The organism is Roseovarius sp. S88 (genome assembly GCF_037023735.1).
In the GTDB taxonomy this organism is placed as follows: Bacteria; Pseudomonadota; Alphaproteobacteria; order Rhodobacterales; family Rhodobacteraceae; genus Roseovarius; species Roseovarius phycicola.
Genome location: NZ_CP146069.1, coordinates 2,267,022 through 2,281,449 on the forward strand (window position 1 = coordinate 2,267,022; position 14,428 = coordinate 2,281,449).

Annotated in this window: 12 protein-coding genes and 1 pseudogene; 2 read left to right on the forward strand and 11 right to left on the reverse strand. The window is 58.2% G+C overall.

The window, feature by feature from the left end; genetic code table 11:
• Nucleotides 1-31: 31 nt before the first annotated feature.
• Nucleotides 32-916: a peptide chain release factor N(5)-glutamine methyltransferase gene (gene prmC / locus RZ517_RS11470; RefSeq protein WP_338548369.1), complete on the reverse strand. Its 885-nt coding sequence runs from the start codon at nucleotides 914-916 to the stop codon at nucleotides 32-34.
• Nucleotides 913-1,962: a peptide chain release factor 1 gene (gene prfA / locus RZ517_RS11475; RefSeq protein WP_338551142.1), complete on the reverse strand. Its 1,050-nt coding sequence runs from the start codon at nucleotides 1,960-1,962 to the stop codon at nucleotides 913-915. The genes prmC and prfA overlap by 4 nt, the downstream gene beginning before the upstream one ends.
• A 62-nt stretch (nucleotides 1,963-2,024) precedes the next feature.
• Between prfA and RZ517_RS11480 the strand changes: the two genes are divergently transcribed.
• On the forward strand, nucleotides 2,025-2,252 hold the full coding sequence (locus RZ517_RS11480) for a hypothetical protein (RefSeq protein WP_338548370.1): 228 nt from the start codon (nucleotides 2,025-2,027) through the stop codon (nucleotides 2,250-2,252).
• A gap of 6 nt (nucleotides 2,253-2,258) precedes the next feature.
• On the opposite strand, the gene RZ517_RS11485 is transcribed toward RZ517_RS11480, so the two are convergent.
• The 3 genes from RZ517_RS11485 to RZ517_RS11495 are packed head-to-tail and all read right to left on the reverse strand — an operon-like array spanning nucleotide 2,259 to nucleotide 4,865.
• Entirely contained in the window at nucleotides 2,259-2,666 is a 408-nt protein-coding gene (locus RZ517_RS11485; RefSeq protein ID WP_338548371.1) for a DUF1499 domain-containing protein, read from the reverse strand.
• A 30-nt stretch (nucleotides 2,667-2,696) separates the two neighbouring features.
• Nucleotides 2,697-3,674: an agmatinase gene (gene speB, locus RZ517_RS11490; RefSeq protein ID WP_338548372.1), complete on the reverse strand. Its 978-nt coding sequence runs from the start codon at nucleotides 3,672-3,674 to the stop codon at nucleotides 2,697-2,699.
• Nucleotides 3,675-3,689: 15 nt separating this feature from the next.
• Nucleotides 3,690-4,865, reverse strand: a complete 1,176-nt coding sequence (locus RZ517_RS11495) for a M20 aminoacylase family protein (RefSeq protein WP_338548373.1) — start codon at nucleotides 4,863-4,865, stop codon at nucleotides 3,690-3,692.
• 64 nt (nucleotides 4,866-4,929) lie between these two features.
• Between RZ517_RS11495 and mazG the strand changes: the two are divergent.
• A pseudogene (gene mazG, locus RZ517_RS11500) lies at nucleotides 4,930-5,743 on the forward strand (nucleoside triphosphate pyrophosphohydrolase).
• Between the two features lie 36 nt (nucleotides 5,744-5,779).
• On the opposite strand, the gene RZ517_RS11505 reads toward mazG, so the two are convergent.
• The 6 genes from RZ517_RS11505 to RZ517_RS11530 form a co-directional block, all read right to left on the reverse strand.
• Entirely contained in the window at nucleotides 5,780-6,586 is an 807-nt protein-coding gene (locus RZ517_RS11505) for a DUF2189 domain-containing protein (protein ID WP_338548374.1), read from the reverse strand.
• Nucleotides 6,587-6,642: 56 nt separating this feature from the next.
• Nucleotides 6,643-8,052, reverse strand: coding sequence for an amidase (locus RZ517_RS11510; protein WP_338548375.1), 1,410 nt, complete (start codon nucleotides 8,050-8,052; stop codon nucleotides 6,643-6,645).
• Between the two features lie 36 nt (nucleotides 8,053-8,088).
• The gene (gene prfB / locus RZ517_RS11515) at nucleotides 8,089-9,219 is read right to left on the reverse strand and encodes a peptide chain release factor 2 (protein WP_338548376.1); all 1,131 of its coding nucleotides are present in this window, start codon (nucleotides 9,217-9,219) and stop codon (nucleotides 8,089-8,091) included.
• Nucleotides 9,220-9,362: 143 nt separating this feature from the next.
• The gene (locus tag RZ517_RS11520; protein ID WP_338548377.1) at nucleotides 9,363-11,882 is read right to left on the reverse strand and encodes a penicillin-binding protein 1A; all 2,520 of its coding nucleotides are present in this window, start codon (nucleotides 11,880-11,882) and stop codon (nucleotides 9,363-9,365) included.
• An 88-nt stretch (nucleotides 11,883-11,970) separates the two neighbouring features.
• Nucleotides 11,971-13,188 (reverse strand): N-acetylmuramoyl-L-alanine amidase, encoded by a 1,218-nt coding sequence (locus RZ517_RS11525; RefSeq protein WP_338548378.1) that lies wholly within the window; start codon nucleotides 13,186-13,188, stop codon nucleotides 11,971-11,973.
• Between the two features lie 80 nt (nucleotides 13,189-13,268).
• The gene (locus RZ517_RS11530) at nucleotides 13,269-14,423 is read right to left on the reverse strand and encodes a pyridoxal phosphate-dependent aminotransferase (RefSeq protein WP_338548379.1); all 1,155 of its coding nucleotides are present in this window, start codon (nucleotides 14,421-14,423) and stop codon (nucleotides 13,269-13,271) included.
• Nucleotides 14,424-14,428 lie beyond the last annotated feature (5 nt).

The following is a 14,428-nucleotide window of genomic DNA, read 5'->3' on the forward strand; positions in this document are numbered from 1 at the left end:
GAGCCTTAAGTACAAGGGTTAAGCTCAGGTTTTACGCAAAAAGCGCCGAAATCGGCCGGATTTGTGGAAAAATCGCCTCAACCCCCGGCCAGATACCGCCGACCACCCGATCCCGCCCATCCAGATCGGGTGCCACATTCACATTGGTAAATCCGCTTGTTTCAAACATTGCCGCGACCTGATCGGCTTGTGTCCATCCAATTTCCACCAAAAGGCGGCCCTGTGGACGCAAATGTGCCCCTGCACCCGGAATAATCTTGCGATACGCCGAAAGACCATCGGCCTCATCTGTGAGCGCCTGACGTGGCTCATGTGTAAGCTCGGGCTGCAAATCCTCCATTTCCTCAGCGGAAATGTAAGGCGGATTGGACACGATCAGGTCAAACTGCCCTTCGACATCCGAATACCAGTCAGACGTTAGAAACAGGCATCGATCCGACAGCTCAAGTCGCGCCGCATTGCCAAGAGCCACATCCAGCGCCCTATGCGAAACATCCGTGCCCACACCCGCAGCATCAGGGCATGCCGCCAGCAAAGACAGCAAGATACACCCTGACCCCGTACCGAGATCGAGCACATGCTGGAAGTCACTCTCAAACGCGGTCTCAATCAGCGTCTCGGTTTCGGGACGCGGATCAAGAACATCGGGCGTGACAGTGAACTCGTGCGTATAGAATGCCCGCGTACCCGTAATATGTGAAAGCGGCATACGCAGGACTCGAGAGGCAATAAACGCTTCAAGTTTTGATTGCGCCTCACGAGCTACGACCTCCTGGAAAGACAAAGAGGCGCGATCCACTGGAATATCCGCCGCCTTGGCCGCAAGAATACGCGCTTCGCGCGCGGCGCCCTCAATCCCCGCGCGTTCCAGTGCATCCTTGGCCTGTTGCACCAGGTCACCGAAGACTTGGCTCACCCGTTCATCTCCGCCAACAGTTTAGCCTGCGCATCTGCCGTCAGCGCATCAATCGTCTCGTCCAAATCGCCCTGCATAATCTGATCAAGCTTGTAGAGCGTGAGGTTGATCCGGTGATCCGACATGCGCCCTTGTGGGAAATTGTAGGTGCGAATGCGTTCGGATCTATCGCCAGAGCCCACTTGCGCCGCTCGGTCTGCCGAGCGTTCGTCATGCGCGCGTTGGCGTTCCATATCGTAGAGCCGCGTCTTCAGGACCTGCATCGCAATCTCTCGGTTGCGGTGCTGGGACTTCTCAGAAGATGTCACCACAATGCCCGACGGAAGATGCGTGATCCGTACGGCGGAATCTGTGGTGTTAACGTGCTGCCCGCCTGCACCCGAGCTGCGCATGGTGTCGATGCGGATATCATTTGCGTCAATATGAATGTCCACATCCTCAGCCTCTGGCAGCACCGCCACTGTCGCCGCAGAAGTGTGAATGCGGCCACCGGACTCTGTCTCCGGTACACGCTGCACCCGGTGCACACCAGATTCGTACTTTAGCCGGGCAAAGACGTTTTCTCCGCGCACATTGGCCACCACTTCCTTGATGCCGCCCAGCTCAGTTTGATTGAGTTCGATGACGTCAAAGGACCAGCCCCGCGCCTCGGCATAGCGTTGATACATGCGCAGCAAATCCCCCGCGAACAAAGCGGCCTCCTCGCCCCCCGTACCCGGACGGATCTCAACAATCGCTGGGCGCGCATCCGCTTCATCGCGCGGCAAAAGCGCCAGTTGCAGCGCCTCTTCCATACCCGGCAAGTTCCCCTCAAGCTGCGCCAGTTCTTCGGCTGCCAATTCTTTCATTTCCGGATCGTCCAGCATGGCCTTGGCATTTTCAATGCCATCCAAAACATCCCGATAGGCACGAATTCCCTCAACAACCGGGCGCAATTCTGCATATTCCCGACCCAGTTTGGCAATGTCCCCACCGCCCTCGGCCATTTGCGCCTCGATATACTCGAAGCGTTGCGTGATCTCAGCAAGTCTTTCCAATGGCACCATAGGCGCGGTGTCTCGCATTCCTGTGTCTTGGTCAAGCCGCAAGACTGTGCTAAATAAGGGTCATGACACGTATATTCTTTCTTTCAGTGCTGATGCTGCCTGCGATGGCGCAGGTCGCAGCCGCAACAAAGACGGTCGAATGCTACTGCACGGACAAATCCGGTGCGCGCGTTGAGCTGGGCGAAACGATTTGTATGCAAGTAGACGGCCGAAGCTTTTTGGCGCAATGCCAGATGTCGCTGAACAATCCCATGTGGCGGGAAGTAAGCGACGCCTGTATTTCGTCCTGAAGAAGCTCAGAGCTGAGATAGCCAGCCGTCAAGCCGTTTGGCATTGACGCCCATATCGTATTTTCCAAACCTCAACCTGCCAAACAGCGTGATTTGATCACCGCGAAAAGCCACTGTCGTGTAATCGGGAAATCCAAAAAGCGCAGTGCGCGTGATGTAGGTGCGCATGCCCTCATCGACGCTACCTGCCAGAACTTCGGTGCGTGGTGTGCCGAGGATGATCTCATCCAGACGCGCAAAGGTGTCTGGTCCGGCCTCCACCATCCGCACAGCCTGTCCGGCACTATTCCCCGGCGTAAGCCGCTCCGGCATCACATGCCACCGCGCCACATCTGACGGAGCCAATCGCGCGTAAAGCCCAACGCCCACAAGCGCCACCAGCAAGATAACAACAAGCCACATGACTTTCCGCACCACACGTGCCTTTCATCGTTCAGCAATTACTCAAGATGCTCCGGTTTCCCACCGCGTCCAGCCCCAGAGGCACAAAAGCTCGGTCACCACATGTGCCCCAGCAATGGCGGTGGCCCCGGTGGTGTCAAACGGCGGGGACACTTCGACCATATCCCCACCAACCATGTTGATGCCTGCCAAATCGCGCAGGATCGCCGCCGCTTGCCAGCTGGAAAGCCCACCCCAGACCGGCGTTCCTGTGCCCGGCGCAAAGGCCGGGTCCAAACCGTCGATGTCGAAGGTGACGTAAGTGGGATTGTCCTTGAGCACCGACTTGATCTTCTCGGCCACTTTCGCAGGCCCCATCTCATGTGCCTCGCGGGCGGTGATCGTGGGCACACCCAGATTGTCGGCATTGACTGTGCGAATACCGACCTGCACGGATCGTGCGGGATCAATCAGACCTTCCTTCACCGCCTTGTAGAACATCGTGCCATGATCCACCCGATCCATGTCATCATCCGGCCAGGTGTCGGAATGGGCATCAAACTGCAAGAGCGACAAAGGCCCGTATTTCTCGGCATAGGCGCGCAGGATGGGGAACGAAATGTAGTGATCCCCACCGATTGCAATGCTCGCAGCACCGCCCTCCAGAATGGTGCGGATATGATCGGTCAGCGCCTTGGGAAAGGCCGGGATATTGGCGTAATCAAAGGCCAGATCGCCGTAGTCCACGATGGCCATCTCTTCCAAAGGGCTGAACCCATCCCAATACATCGGCGGATCAAACGCCTGCAGGCAGGAGGCCTCACGCACAGCGCGGGGACCAAACCGCGTGCCGGTTCGATTGGTCACAGCCTGATCAAAGGGAATGCCAGTGATGGCGATATCCACACCTGTGAGGTCTTTGCTGTAACGGCGGCGCAGAAAGGACGTCGCCCCGCCGAATGTGTTCTCAAAAGACAAGCCTTTGAGGTCATCGCGCGTAAACGCTTGATCCACCTGCTCCTTTGCATCTTCCAGCCCCATGAAAATCCCCCTTGTTCAGTCTTTGGCGCCCACCGGCTGGGCCGTTTCCACCAGCCGCGCGAAATAGGACGCGCCAATTGGTGCCACCGCATCGTTAAAGTCAAACGCAGGATGGTGCAGCATGGGTCCCTCGCCCTGTCCCAAAAGCAAATACGCACCCGGGCGCGCATTGAGCATAAAGGCAAAATCCTCTGCCCCCATTTCGCGGGATCGGTCCGTGCTCACTTGTTCCGATCCAGAGATTTCACTGGCCACCCGTGCCGCGAATTCCGTTTCTGCAGGGTGATTAACCATCGCGGGATACCCGTCTTCGATGCGCAGCTCAGCCGATACGCCATAAGACGAGGCCTGCCCTGCTGTAACCTCGGTCAACCGGGTGTGGGCCATGCGTCGGACATCTTCATTAAAGCTACGGATCGTGCCGTTCACATAGGCCGTTTCGGGCACGATGTTTTCTGCACTGCCCGTATGGATTTGCGTGACGGACACGACCAGATCCTCAAGCGCGTAATGATTCCTGCTCACAATCGTCTGAATGGCCTGAACCATTCCCGCCGCCGCGACCACGGGATCACGGGTTTCATGCGGGAAAGCCCCGTGTCCGCCCTGACCGGTGATATCAATATGAAACGTGTCCACCGCTGCCATGAACGGCCCCGGACAGGTGGAAAAACTGCCCTCGTCCTCGCCGGGCATGGTGTGCAGGGCATAGACCTGATCAATGTCGTAACGCTCCATGATGCCGCTTTCTACCATCAGGCGCGCGCCGCCCGGATTGGCCTCTTCACAGGGCTGAAAGATGAGCGCCACACGGCCTTTGAAATTGCGTGTTTCCGCCAGATACCGCGCCGCGCCTAAAAGCATCGTGGTATGCCCATCATGGCCACAGGCATGCATCGCGCCGGGCCGGGTTGAGCTATGATCAACGCCGCTGGTTTCCTCCAAGGGCAGCGCATCCATATCCGCGCGCAAGCCAATTGTGGGGCCGTCCCCCTGCCCTTCGATCACGGCCACAACGCCGGTCTTGGCGATCCCTGTCTCGATCTGCGTGATGCCAAATTCACGCAACCGCTCGACCACAAAAGCGGCCGTATCATGACATTCCAACCCCAGCTCAGGATTGGTATGAAGATGCCTCCGCCAGGCGGTCATGTCCTCGGCAAAGCCGGCGATGCGATTGATGATGGCCAAGCGTCTGGACTCCTGAAGGCTTCAACGTCAGGGTCCACTCAACGCCAGAAAGGAGGCCAGTGCAATGGCTGATGATCTGATCCATGACCCCAAAGGCGGGATGCCGCGCCTGCGCGAGATCATGCGCCGTTTGCGCGATCCTGACACGGGCTGTCCCTGGGATATTGAACAGGATTTTGGCACCATTGCCCCCTATACGATTGAAGAGGCTTATGAGGTGGCAGATGCCATTGAGCGCGGAGCGTTTGATGAGCTGCGAGATGAGTTGGGGGATTTGCTGTTGCAGGCGGTCTTTCATGCGCAGATCGCCGAGGATCGCGATCTGTTTGATTTCGACGATGTGGCCAATGGTATTTCCGACAAGATGGTCGCACGCCACCCGCATGTATTTGGTGATGAGAGCCGGGAAAAATCCGCCGAACAGCAAACCCGCGACTGGGAGGCGGTGAAAGCCGCTGAGCGCGCCGCCAAGGCGCAGGCAGGGGTTCTCGACGGCGTGGCCGTTGGGCTTCCTGCGCTGTTGCGGGCGGTCAAGCTTCAGAAACGCGCGGCACGGGTCGGGTTTGACTGGCCTGATGCAGGACATGTGATCGACAAGATATCCGAGGAGGCAGAAGAATTGCGTGAGGCTGCTGATGATCTGGGCCCTGACAAGGTCGAGGAGGAATTCGGAGACCTCTTGTTCGTCATGGCCAATCTGGCGCGACATATGAAGGTCGACCCCGAACAAGCCCTACGCCGCGCCAATGCCAAGTTCACCCGCCGGTTTGAGCGAGATCGAAGCGCTTTTGGTCGCACGCGGCAAACGGCCAGAAGACTCTGATTTGGAAGAGATGGACGCGCTTTGGGATCAGGCCAAAGCAGAAGAGCGCGCGTAGGATTCTTGAAATCCCATGCGTTCGCAAAAAGCAGTCTCATGCCTCAACTTCTGCACCCACGGTTTCCCGCGCTCCCGCCTCAACAATCAACCGGTATAGATGCCATGTGGCATGCCCAAGCAGAGGCAACACCACAAAAAGCCCCAGAAATGCAGGCAGCATAGCAAGAAATGTCAGAACGGCGATCACAACACCCCAGACAATCATCGGCACCGGGTTTTGCAGCACCACCTGCACGCTGGTGATCATCGCGGTGACAAAATCCACCTCGCGATCGAGCAACAGCGGCAAGGCGATAACCGTGATGCTATAGAGCAAGAGCGCAAAACCGGCCCCTATGACCGTGCCAAACCCCAACATCATCAGCCCGTCTTGTGAGACATAGATTTCATAGGACGAAGACACGTTGGTCATTGTGGAAAAGCCCAGAAAAAGCGCGAAGATCATGTGGCCCACGAAAAACCAGAAAAGAAACATGACGATGATCACGGCGCAGATGGACGGCAATTGCCGGTTGCGCTGATCAAAGATCACACCAAATATTTCTCTTGGTGTCAGGGACATGCGCTGTTCCAGCCGATGGCTGACTTCATAAAGCCCAACGGCTGCGAATGGCCCTACAAGAGGAAAGCCCACAGCGGCAAAGACAAGCCAGTAGCTATGCCCTGTCACCCATGTCACCCACGCCATGATCCAGCCAATCACCACGTAGACACCGGCAAAAATCACCGCATAGCCCGGTGCCTGTCGGATATCCTGCCAGGCCCGAGACAAGGCCGTGCTCAACATCGAAAACGTGACATGGCCCAGGTCGGGCACACCCAATGGTCGTGTTTCGGTCATCTCCGCCTCCACGTTCACAGCCTAACGGCGGGTGGCGATGCACGCAAAGTGGAATTTTAGAGTTGCGGCGGACATGTTTGAGGCCACTGGGTCGCTTCGTGATATCCCATCGCCATGTTCAGCAAACCCCCATCGTTCCCGTGTGCCCCAATGAGTTGCAGTCCCATTGGCAGACCCGCCTCCCCAAAACCGGCTGGCACGGCCACGGCGGGAAGGCCTGCCAGGCTCGTTGGGATCATCACCTCCATCCAGCGATGGTAGGTGTCCATCTGGCGACCAGCGATCTCACGCGGCCAGGTATTTTCCATCGGGAACGGCCAGATTTGAGCCGTGGGCAGGGCCAGCGCGTCGTAGTCCTTCAAAAGCTGCGCGGCAGTGCGATACCAATCAGACCGGATTTCACTGGCGCGGTGCACGTCGAGCCCCGAAAGCTTACGCCCGGCCTCGATTTCCCAGACTGCCTCAGGTTTGAGTTGATTGTGAGTCGCTGGATTGTCCAGAACCTCCCCAAGTGACGCCGCCATGGACCAGCTGCGCAAAGTCGTCCAGCTGTCCCACAAAAGGTCGCGCTCGAAAGGGGCTGGGAGCGCCTCAACCTGCGCACCTTCTTTGCCGAAGGTTTCAAGCGCTGTTTCGCAAAGCGCCAGTATGCCCTCTTCAAAGGCCCACGCCCCAGACCAGTCGCCGAGCCAGGCGATGCGCTTGCCTTTGAGATCGGATGTTGGTGTCCCGACCGGCGCGAATCCCTGCGCATAGGGCGCATGATCGCCTTTGCCAGACATCACATCCAAAAGCAGCGCAAGGTCCTGCGGCGTGCGCGCCATAGGCCCGTTGGTGGAGATGCGGTGCAGGAACATGTCCCCCGCCCCGTCATCCGGCACCCGCCCCCAGCTGGGGCGCATGCCGTAGACATTGTTCCACCCCGCCGGGTTGCGCAAGCTGCCCATCATGTCAGAGCCATCGGCAATCGACAGCATGCCAGTGGCCAAAGCCACCGCCGCGCCACCCGACGAGCCGCCACAACTACGCGACGTGTCATAGGGGTTGGCGGTGGTGCCATGCACCGGGTTGTACGTGTGGCTGCCAAGGCCAAACTCGGGCGTGTTGGTCTTGCCAATGATGATCGCGCCCGCCTCGTGCAAAAGAGCGACATACGGGCTGTCCTTGTCTGGCATATGGCCAGCAAAGGCAGGCGAGCCCTGAGATGTGGGAAATCCCTTGGCGTCCACGAGGTCTTTGATCGCAACCGGCAGACCATGCAAAGGCCCACTGGGTGCCGCGCCATCTGCCTCGCGCGCCTCAGACAATAGCTCCTCCGGATCACCCATCGAGACGATGGCATTCACCGTGCCGTTGACCTCGTCAATCCGCGCCAGGGTGGCCTGCATCAACGCCTCTGCACTCAGGGTCCCGTGGCGGATGCGCACGGCTTGCTCCACTGCGGAGAGCTTCAACGGATCAGACATGGTCACATCCCTTCAACAGAACCCGAACGGCAGCCCTTACGCCTCATCGCCCTGCGCTTCGGCGCGGCTCTTGCCGCTGACATTCATGGCAAGCGTTGCGGCCATAAAAGGATCAAGATCCCCATCCAGAACGCCTTTGGTGTCACTCGTCTCGTGGCTTGTCCGCAGGTCTTTGACCATCTGATAGGGCTGCAAGACATAAGACCGGATCTGATTGCCCCATCCCGCGTCACCCTTGGCTTCGTGCGCTTCGTTGATGGCCTGATTGCGCTTGTCGAGCTCCAGTTGATAAAGCCGCGATTTCAGAGCCTTCATGGCGATATCGCGGTTCTGGTGCTGGGATTTCTCCGAAGAGGTCACGACGATCCCAGTAGGGTGGTGCGTGATCCGCACGGCAGAATCCGTCTTGTTGACGTGCTGTCCACCCGCGCCTGAGCTTCGGTAGGTATCAAGCCGGATATCAGCGGGATTCACCTCGATCTCGATATTGTCGTCCACGACAGGATAGACCCAGACCGAACAGAAGGATGTGTGCCGCTTGGCGGCGGAATCGAACGGCGAAATGCGCACCAGCCGGTGCACGCCAGACTCGGACTTCAACCAGCCATAGGCGTTGTGCCCCGAAATCTTGTACGCGGCGGATTTGATCCCGGCCTCATCACCCGCCTGCTCGGATTGAAGCTCAACGGTGTACCCCTTGGCCTCAGCCCACCGCACATACATCCGCGCCAGCATCGAGGCCCAGTCACAACTTTCCGTGCCGCCTGCCCCAGCATTAATTTCAAGGAACGTGTCGTTGGCGTCCGCCTCGCCGTTCAAAAGCGCCTCAAGCTCTTTCGCAGCGGCTTTTTTGGCCAGTGCCTTGAGCGCATTTTCAGCCTCGGCCACGACCTCATCGTCCTCTTCCATCTCGCCCAGCTCGATGAGGCCGGTGTTGTCCTCCAGATCGGCCTTGATGGAGTCATGCGTGTCCATCGCATCGACCAGCGCCTGACGCTCGCGCATCAAGCCTTGCGCCTTGGCCGGATCATCCCAAAGATTGGGGTCTTCGACCCGCGCATTGAACTCCTCCAACCGATGCTGGGCGGTCTCCCACCCCATCCGCTGGCGCAACAGCTCCAGCGAATTCTCGATCTCAGAGACAAGCGTTTGAATTTCAGCGCGCATATGGGTGATGTCCTTGGTCTGCTCAGAGCAAGGTGATAGCAAGCACGGCGCGGCGCGACAAGACGAAGGCGTTGTACGGGCTATTGGGTGCCGCCCACCCTACAGGAACGACACAGGATGGGTGCAAACTCAGGTTTTCGAGATTAATAAAGCCCGCCGGAACTCAGATTACCGAAGCTGGATTTCTCCCCCACCTGCCCTGTGTTTCCGGTTGAGGTGGTGACTTCGCGGACCTGTTCGGTTTCGCCAGCGGCAAAAAGGTCAAAGTCGCTGCCCATGCCAAATCCACCGTCAAAGAGCAGACCGAAAATCGCCTCTTCTCCGGCACGGAAACACTCGGGCACAACATAGTCGCCATAGGTGCCTTCGGGCAGACGCGCGCCTGTGAACCGGTCGATGTTGATGAATTCACACTCCTCAGGAACACGGAAACTTGCGCCACCATACTTCTCAATGGCCTTGGACATGAACGCCTGAAAAACCGGACCACACATGGTTGAGCCAAATGCGTTGGGGCCAAGTCCGCGCGGCTGGTCATAGCCGATGTAACAGCCTGCCGCGATGTTGGATGAAAAGCCCACAAACCAGACATCCCGCGCATCGTTGGTCGTTCCGGTTTTGCCTGCTATCGGAATGGGCAGGTTGATGGCACCTGACGCCGTGCCACGATCCACCACGCCTTGCATCATCGAGGTGATCTGATAGGCGGTGACGGCATCCATCACACGGCGGCGATCCGAGGTGATCTTGGGCGATAGGTTGCGCGCGATGCCGGGATCGTCGCATTCCTCGCAATTGCGCGGATCGTGGCGATAGACGGTTTTGCCATACCTATCCTGCACCCGGTCCACCAGCGTCGGGCGCACCTGTTCACCTCCATTGGCAAACATCGCATAAGCCGAAACCATTTTGTAAAGCGTGGTTTCTTCCGACCCCAGAGAATTGGCCAGAAACGCGCCCATGCGGTCATAGACACCAAAGCGTTCAGCATAATAGGCCACCGTGTCCATACCGACCTCTTGAGCAAGGCGGATGGTCATCAGGTTGCGTGATTGCTCAATCCCCGTGCGCAGCGGCGTGGGGCCATAAAAGCGATTTGACGAGTTCTTAGGCCGCCACAGGCCCTGCGGCGTATCGATTTCAATCGGCGCGTCCACCACGATGGTGGCTGGCGAATAGCCGCTGTCGAGCGCTGCGGCATAGACGAAAGGCTTGAAGCTCGACCCCGGCTGACGCTGGGCCTGTGTGGCGCGGTTGAAAACCGAGTGCTGGTAAGAAAACCCACCCTGCATCGCCAGAACGCGGCCGGTGTTGACGTCCATCGCCACAAAGCCGCCTTGCACCTCGGGTACCTGACGCAGTGACCAGCGCGCAAAGCTGCCATCCTCATTTAGAAGGCGGCGCACATAAACCACTTCGCCCTTTTCAAAGGTTTGTTGGAAGTTGCCAGGAAGCCAGCCAATATCCTTACGCGGCACAATCTGCGGCTCGGCCTCGGATTCGCGAATGCGATCCAGTCCAATGCGCATCTGCTGATCCCCGATCTCAAGGATAACGGCGGGGAACCATTGACCATTGAGCACGATGTCGCGCGCAACGTCCGCTTCTTCCAAAGCCGCACGCCATGCCTCTTCCGAGGCGAGCGCCTCTTGCGGCAGGATGATCTCTGTGCCCCGCCATTTGCCAAGACCGCGGTCGTAAATCTCAAGCTGGCGACGCAGCGCCTCTGCGGCCTCTTCCTGCAATTCGGGGTCGATCGTTGCCCGGACAGTCAGGCCACCGGTGAAAAACTCGCCCTCACCAAAATCACGGCTCAGCTGACGGCGAATTTCATCGGTGAAGTAATCACGCGGCGGAAGCTGGGCAGAAAACGGTTCAAAATCCCCGTTCTGCACCGACAAGAGCGGCGCTTCGACTTCGCTCTCGTAGGTCGCCTTGTCGATATAGCCGTTCTCGTACATCTCTTCGAGCACGAAGTCGCGGCGCTCTTTCAGCCGGTCTTTCTGACGCACAGGGTGAAAATCAGACGGCGCTTTGGGCATGGATGCCAGAAAGGCCGCCTCGTGCGGGGCCAGTTCGCTGAGCGATTTGTTGAAGTAAGTCTGAGCAGCAGCCGCCACTCCGTAGGAGTTTTGCCCTAGGAAAATCTCATTGAGGTACAGCTCAAGAATATCATCTTTCTCTAGCGTGCCCTCGATCCGCGTCGCCAGGATGATCTCTTTGATCTTGCGTTCAATGCGCCGGTCCCCAGACAGCAGGAAATTCTTCATCACCTGTTGTGTGATCGTCGAAGCACCACGCACAGTAGCGCCACGGGTTTGCACCGCCTCATACATGGCCGCCGCAATTCCGCGCGCATCATAACCTTTGTGGTTGTAAAAATTCTTATCCTCGGCGGAGATGAACGCCTGTTTCACCAGATCGGGAATATCCTCAGCGGGCGTAAACAACCGTCTTTCGCGCGCAAATTCGTCAATGATCACACCTTCGCCGGAATAGATGCGGCTGATCGTAGGCGGGGCATAATTGGCCAAAGACTCGTGGCTTGGCAGATCTCGGCCATAAACATGAAAAATCGCGCCGATGCTAACAGCCACCACCACCACGCCCAGCGTTGCCAAGCTGAAAATCGTACCAAAGAAGCTTAGGATCAGTCTCAACACGTCTGAATATCCTTTGAATTGATCTTCATATAGGCATCCCGATTTGCAGCGTCAAAACACATTCCGGCAGCGGCAAAGCGCGGGCGGGTCATTGCCGCACCAGATCGGCTTGGGCTGCGTCCGAGATACGCCACGTCTGTATGGCTTGAACAACTGCCTTGGCCATTTCGTTCCGCCAGCCAGGATCAGTGATGTTAGTGCGGTCCCGTTCTGAGGACAAAAATCCCAATTCCAGCAAAACTGACGGAATATCTGGTGACTTGAGCACCGAAAACCCTGCGGACCGTAGGGGACGAGAATTCAGCGGCAAGCCCTGTTCTTCAATTCCGGCTTTCAGGCTTTTGGCGAATTCTTCTGCGCGTGGCTGGGTTTCCTGACGCGCCAGATCCATAAGAACGTCGGCCACGACATCATCGCTTTCGCTCAGGTCAATACCTGCGAGAATATCCGCCCTGTCGTGACGCTCGGCAAGTGCGGCAGAAGCCTTATCCGACGCGCTGTCCGACAGCGTGTAGACTGTGGCCCCATTGGCGCGGCCCTCGCTTAAGGCATCGGCATGGAACGAAATAAAGAGGTCGGCTTGAACCTGATGCGCCAGAGCAACGCGGCCCTCCAACGAGACGAAAATATCCTCCTCCCGCGTCAGGATCACGTCAAATCCCCCCGCACGAAGCAGCATGACTTTCAGTTCCTTGGAAAAGGCCAACATCAGTTCTTTTTCATTGACGCCGCCCTGCTCGGCACCGGGATCAATGCCGCCATGACCAGGATCGATCACAACGACCAAAGGCGTATCGCCACGCTGGCGTGGGCGAATAACGCCTTTCAGCGGTGTTCCTGTCGCCTCCCACCCTGGCAGATCAGGCGCACCAGATGCGGCCGCAAAGCGCTCTGCGTCCATGTTTTCCAACTGGATGGTCAAAATCGCAGCGCCCGTCTGCGTCGCAATGGCCATATCGGCCCCTGCCACGCCATAAGGCCCGGCCAGATCGACCACCATGCGGGACCAACCAGGGCGAAATCCCCCCATGCGCACCGCAACTGCGCGCTCAGAGCGGTCAAAACTCTCGGGCGCTGCCTCTCGCCAATCCACTTCGCGGAAATCCATGACAAGACGCGGCGGGCTTTCCAGGGTAAAGACGCGCCACGGCACGCCCTGGCTCAGCTGCAGGCGCAGTTCAACGCCATTCCGCGTATCAACGATCTCTGACGCGGCTTCGTCAAAGCGCGCCAGACCGCTAAAGTTTTGCGCCACCGCCAGTGACGCCCATAGCGCCATGACACATCCCAGTATGACCCGGATCATTTCTGCTCGCCTGCCGTAAGGTCTGATTTTGCCTCAGCTTACACCAGCGCGCAGCGATTGCCCACTTAATCTTGCCCCACTTAAGCTTGCTGTAACCGCGCATCCATAAACGCCTTAAGCCGCGCAAGCCCTTCTTCAATGTCCTCGGTGGAACGTGCATAGGAAAACCGCAAGGTGCCTGCGCCGCGCTCGGGGTCAAAATCCAGGCCAGGGGTCACGGCCACCCCCGCGTTCTCAAGTATCTCGGCCGCAAAGGCACGGCTGTCTTGGGTCAGGTGACTGACATCGGCATAGACGTAGAACGCGCCATCAGGCGGCGCGATGCGATCAAACCCAGCCTTCGGCAAGCCTTCCAGCATCAATGCACGGTTGGCCTTGTAAACATCCATATTCGCCTGCAATTCATCGTCGCAGTCCATCGCCGCTAGGGCAGTAAGCTGGCTGGCATGTGGTGGGCAAATAAAGAGATTTTGCGCGAGACGTTCCACCACGCGCACGTGATCTTCGGGCACGACCATCCAGCCCACGCGCCAGCCTGTCATCGAGAAATATTTGGAAAACGAATTGATCACATAAGCCTCGTCGCTGATTTCCAGCGCGGTGACGGCCTTCGCCTCATATTCGATGCCATGATAAATCTCGTCGCTGATGAAACTGGCCCCCTGCGCGGCGGCGGCCTGCATCAGCGCACTCAGTGATACGCGATCCAGCATCGTGCCGGTGGGATTCGCGGGGCTGGCCACCATCAGCCCATCCAGATTGAGACCTTCCAGATCGCCGGGCACCGGTTGCAGGCGATTTTCCGCTGCGGTTTCAATATCAACCGGTGTCAGCGCGAGGGACTTTAGAATCTGACGGTAGCTGGGATAGCCCGGCGCGCCGATGCCAACGCGCGCGCCTGTGTCAAAAAGCGCCGTGAAGGCCAGAATAAACGCCCCCGACGACCCGGGCGTGATCACCACACGATCCGGCGACAGGTCAACGTTGTACCATTCGCCGTAAAGTTTTGCGATACGCGCCCTGAGCTGCGGCAGCCCAAGTGCCACGGTATAGCCCATCGCATCGGTCGCCATGGACTTGGCCAGCGCCTCGCGCGCGCCTTCCGGCGCAGGAGTTCCGGGCTGGCCCACTTCCATGTGGATGATGTGCCGCCCCGCTTCTTCGGCCTGGCGCGCAGCTTCCATGACATCCATCACGATGAAAGGATCAACCTCGGACCGGCTTGAGTTTCGCATGTGCT

What these genes read in the sequence shown, in the direction of transcription:
- prfA (WP_338551142.1), bottom strand. Translation starts at nt 1,962, where the DNA reads ATGGTGCCATTGGAAAGACTTGCTGAGATCACGCAACGCTTCGAGTAT.
- RZ517_RS11480 (WP_338548370.1), top strand. Translation starts at nt 2,025, where the DNA reads ATGACACGTATATTCTTTCTTTCAGTGCTGATGCTGCCTGCGATGGCG.
- speB (WP_338548372.1), bottom strand. Translation starts at nt 3,674, where the DNA reads ATGGGGCTGGAAGATGCAAAGGAGCAGGTGGATCAAGCGTTTACGCGC.
- RZ517_RS11505 (WP_338548374.1), bottom strand. Translation starts at nt 6,586, where the DNA reads ATGACCGAAACACGACCATTGGGTGTGCCCGACCTGGGCCATGTCACG.
- RZ517_RS11510 (WP_338548375.1), bottom strand. Translation starts at nt 8,052, where the DNA reads ATGTCTGATCCGTTGAAGCTCTCCGCAGTGGAGCAAGCCGTGCGCATC.
- prfB (WP_338548376.1), bottom strand. Translation starts at nt 9,219, where the DNA reads ATGCGCGCTGAAATTCAAACGCTTGTCTCTGAGATCGAGAATTCGCTG.
- RZ517_RS11525 (WP_338548378.1), bottom strand. Translation starts at nt 13,188, where the DNA reads ATGATCCGGGTCATACTGGGATGTGTCATGGCGCTATGGGCGTCACTG.
- RZ517_RS11530 (WP_338548379.1), bottom strand. Translation starts at nt 14,423, where the DNA reads ATGCGAAACTCAAGCCGGTCCGAGGTTGATCCTTTCATCGTGATGGAT.